This is a genomic window from Phascolarctobacterium succinatutens YIT 12067 (assembly GCF_000188175.1).
GTDB classification, from domain to species: domain Bacteria; phylum Bacillota; class Negativicutes; order Acidaminococcales; family Acidaminococcaceae; genus Phascolarctobacterium_A; species Phascolarctobacterium_A succinatutens.
In genome coordinates this window covers 1-3,630 of record NZ_GL830880.1, presented here as the reverse complement: position 1 = coordinate 3,630, position 3,630 = coordinate 1, and the positions used below count along the sequence as shown (strand labels likewise).

Below are 3,630 nucleotides of genomic sequence, written 5' to 3'. Positions count from 1 at the left end.
TTTGAGAGGGTGGTTTTGTCCCAGCCTCTTTTTTATGTCTTATTTCACTCTTCTTAAAGCTTTACGTCCAGAGAAGCGCTCACGCCAACGCCCTGCACACGGTTAACATTTTGATAGGACACATTGTCTACCGGAATCAGCACTTTGCAGCGTACTCCCAAAAGTGTCTGCTCAATCATCAGCGCCGCCTTCACCTGGTCAACCTTTGACTGCGGGCCGGAAACCTGTGCCGCACCGGCACGGCTGCCGTCACCGACAGAAATAACAGGTACTACCTTCGTAGCATCCGTCGAGCTTACACCATACTTGGCCGTTACAGAGTTAATTGCATTATTCAATGCCGGAGCGGTAGCATCTACAGCATAGCCGATAACGCCGCCCTTCAGGACCTTATCCAAAATACCAGCCTGCGCCGCAGGCATACTGTTACCTAAAACAAAACCGCACACAAGTGCTGCCGCAATCCATTTCTTATTTCTCATAACGCATACCTCCTCGAATATTTACTATATTCGACAAGCATCGTCAAAAGCCTTGCAAGCATTCTGTGAAATTAAAGTAACGAGATTGTTACTGCCCGGAACTCGCATTTCCCACTGCCGAACCGTATCCTTAAAGATCATAATACTGATGTTCTTGCTGAGTTATACTTTATTGAAAGCACCAAAGGCTGTTGTACCACCCTGCAGATACAACAGCCCTTATCATTTTGCTTATTATATATTATATTCTCATTTATCTTTCCGCTACCATCAGCCCGTTATCATGAACGCGCAGCGGCACCTTCAAAACCTGACCGGGATAAATATGCTTAGAGTTAAGTTTGTTCGCCTGTTCGATGCGGAAAATAACCTCCCGCACATCCTCACGCGCTTCTGTATGACGACCGGCAATTTCCCACAGCGTTTCGCCCTCAGCGACAGTCACCGTATATTCCTTATAAACAGGTTCGTCAGCAAACACAGCACTATATCCGGCATAAAAGAAACAAGCACAGCAGATAATACTTAAAAACTTTTTCATATCTATCACCACCCAATAAATTCCTGTTTGCTTATATTATAGTGTGCAGCGCAAACTTTGTCAACACTTTTATGAATTTTTGTTTGTTGTTTACCGATTCTTTGCGAACGTATTTCCAAACATCAATATAGTTTATGCGTTATATATAAAAAATCAATGCAGCAAAAAAGGCATCACCTCTTGGCAATGCCCTTTTGCTTAATATATGCTACTCTATATCGAAAATTTTGCCCGGATTCAAAATATTATTGGAATCCAAGGCTTTTTTAATAGCCCGCATCATTTCCAGCTCATCAGGATTAGTGAATTCTTCCATCAGCTGTTTGCGTTTATAGCCAATGCCATGCTCACCGCTCAAGCGACCGCCGTGTGCGTAAATAAAGCGGTACAGCTCCTGCTGGTTGGCTTTGACTCTGGCATCCCAGTCCGCATAATTCTCCTGCTCCTGCTTCAGGATATTCAGATGGATATTACCATCACCGGCATGACTGGCAATGCGTGTTACCAGCTGATATTTATCGGCCAGACGCAAAATTTCCGCCAGCAGCGCAGGCTCATGATCTACCGGGCAGACAACGTCCTCCTTGCAGACAATCAGACTTTCCGCACGCACTGCTTCGGCGAAGGCCTTGCGTGCCTGCCAAATTTTATCGTGCTCCGCTACCAGCACATCGCCGGCACCGTTTTCCGAGCAAATTTCATCCATCGTACACGCCTTTTCATCCAAGTCATCCTCGCTGGTGCCTTCCACTTCTACGATAAGATAATTGCCCTTGTCACTGCCCTGCAGCGTTGTACCGAGATAACGCTCTACGGATTTGATAGTGATATTATCCATGTATTCTACGCAAGTAGGCATAATACCGGCCATAATCAGCTTGTTTACCGTGCCTATAGCATCCTCAGGGGATTCAAAAACCGCCAGCAGATCCATGCTGTACTTAGGCAACGGCAGCAGTTTCACTGTAATCTGTGTAATGATACCAAGAGTGCCCTCACTGCCGATTATCAGCTGCTCCAGGCAATAGCCTGTAGTCTGCTTTTGCAGGCGTGCTCCCAGCTGCACAATCTTGCCGGTAGGACTTACCACCTCAACGGCATATACCTGATGACGCGTAGTACCGTATTTAACCGCGCGGTTGCCGCCGGCATTGGTTGCCACATTGCCGCCGATAAAACAGGAATCCCCGCTGCAGGGGTCGCCTGCATAAAAGGCTCCCTTAGCTTCAGCCGCAGCCTGCAAATCCGAGGTGCGCACACCCGGCTCTACAACTGCGTACATAGCATCGGCATTAACCTCGATAATTTTATTCATCTTTTCGAGCGAAAGCACTACACCGCCGTAAATGGGCACTGCACCGCAGGCAAGACCTGTGCCTGCGCCGCGTGGCACAACCGGGAAGATATATTCATTCGCCAGTTTGACCACAGCTGCCACCTGCTGTGCATTTTCCGCAAATACGACAGCCTCAGGCATATGATGATAGGCCGGGTCAGTTACTTCATCATGGGAATATATTTCCATCTGCCCTGCATCCGTCACTACATTCTGCACGCCGACCAAGGCCTGCAGCTTGGCAATTATTTCGTCAGACAGCTTGTTATACTCCATAATTCAGTCCTCCTCATTTGCAACATTTATATTTTAAACCACTCTATGCTTATTTTATCACAAACAGCGACATTTATAACAGCAAATCTTTTTCAGTGTACCAGCCACATATAAAACGGTATTGCAAAGACCGCCAGCACCGTGCTTACCGCCGTCAGCATGGCAGCATATTTATAATCGCCGCCATAGCCTTTGGCCACAATCGCCGTATTGGTCATCGCCGGCATGGCCGCCATAATTACAAATACCTTTTCCATCATTGGCTCCAGATGGAAAAACGGCAGGATAAGGAAAACTATCCAAGGACAGATTAAATAGCGTCCCAGCATAGCAACTACCAGCTCCTTGCCTACGGCAATTTCTTCCCAACGGGTTTTGCTCATGGCAATACCGATGAACAGCATCGCCAGCGGCGTAGTCATGCTTCCCAGATAATGAAAGGACTTGAATACCGGCTCAGGCAGATTCCATTCCAACAGTACCATCACTACGCCCAGCATAAAGCCCATAAGCGGCGGCGACATAATGCTTTTCAGTGTCTTACGGCTGAAAAGCGGCATGGTTACGCCATTGCTGCTTGCCAAATCATGAAAGCCGATAGTCCAGAAAAGTGTTGTGTTTACCATGTAGTAAATCATAATATAAGGAGCGCCGGCATCACCGAACAAGGCTATACCTAACGGCAGGCCGATAAAAATTGTGTTGGAAAAGCTGACGCAGATAGAAAAAATTCCTCTGTGCTCCCGCGGAACACCTATCAGACGTCCGAGCAGCCTGCTGATAAAATAGCCTGCCAGCATCGAAATAACCGGTACAATCAGGCCATGTGAAAGCGTGATAAGCTGGTCATGCTTAAACTGCCCCAAAATATTGGTCAGCATATATGTAGGCAGGCATACATAATTCACCAGACGCGAAATCAGCGCCACACTTTCCTCGCTGAACCAGCCCCTGAGCTCTAAATAAACCGTACCCTTTGTCAAGGACATTTTTAA

At 47.1% G+C, this 3,630-nt stretch carries 4 protein-coding genes; all 4 read right to left on the bottom strand.

The features are described 5' to 3' along the window. Positions 1–53 precede the first annotated feature (53 nt). Positions 54–482: a hypothetical protein gene (locus tag HMPREF9443_RS04650; protein WP_009145362.1), complete on the bottom strand. Its 429-nt coding sequence runs from the start codon at positions 480–482 to the stop codon at positions 54–56. Positions 483–735: 253 nt separating this feature from the next. Then, positions 736–1,023 (bottom strand): LysM peptidoglycan-binding domain-containing protein, encoded by a 288-nt coding sequence (locus tag HMPREF9443_RS04645; protein ID WP_009145361.1) that lies wholly within the window; start codon positions 1,021–1,023, stop codon positions 736–738. A gap of 208 nt (positions 1,024–1,231) precedes the next feature. Further along, positions 1,232–2,635, bottom strand: coding sequence for an FAD-binding oxidoreductase (locus HMPREF9443_RS04640; RefSeq protein ID WP_009145360.1), 1,404 nt, complete (start codon positions 2,633–2,635; stop codon positions 1,232–1,234). A gap of 92 nt (positions 2,636–2,727) precedes the next feature. Continuing rightward, a partial coding sequence (locus tag HMPREF9443_RS04635; protein WP_009145359.1) for an AEC family transporter occupies positions 2,728–3,630 on the bottom strand: 903 nt, incomplete at its 5' end.

Coding starts and splice junctions, on each gene's coding strand:
- HMPREF9443_RS04640 (WP_009145360.1), bottom strand. CDS start 2,635: ATGGAGTATAACAAGCTGTCTGACGAAATAATTGCCAAGCTGCAGGCC.
- HMPREF9443_RS04650 (WP_009145362.1), bottom strand. CDS start 482: ATGAGAAATAAGAAATGGATTGCGGCAGCACTTGTGTGCGGTTTTGTT.
- HMPREF9443_RS04645 (WP_009145361.1), bottom strand. CDS start 1,023: ATGAAAAAGTTTTTAAGTATTATCTGCTGTGCTTGTTTCTTTTATGCC.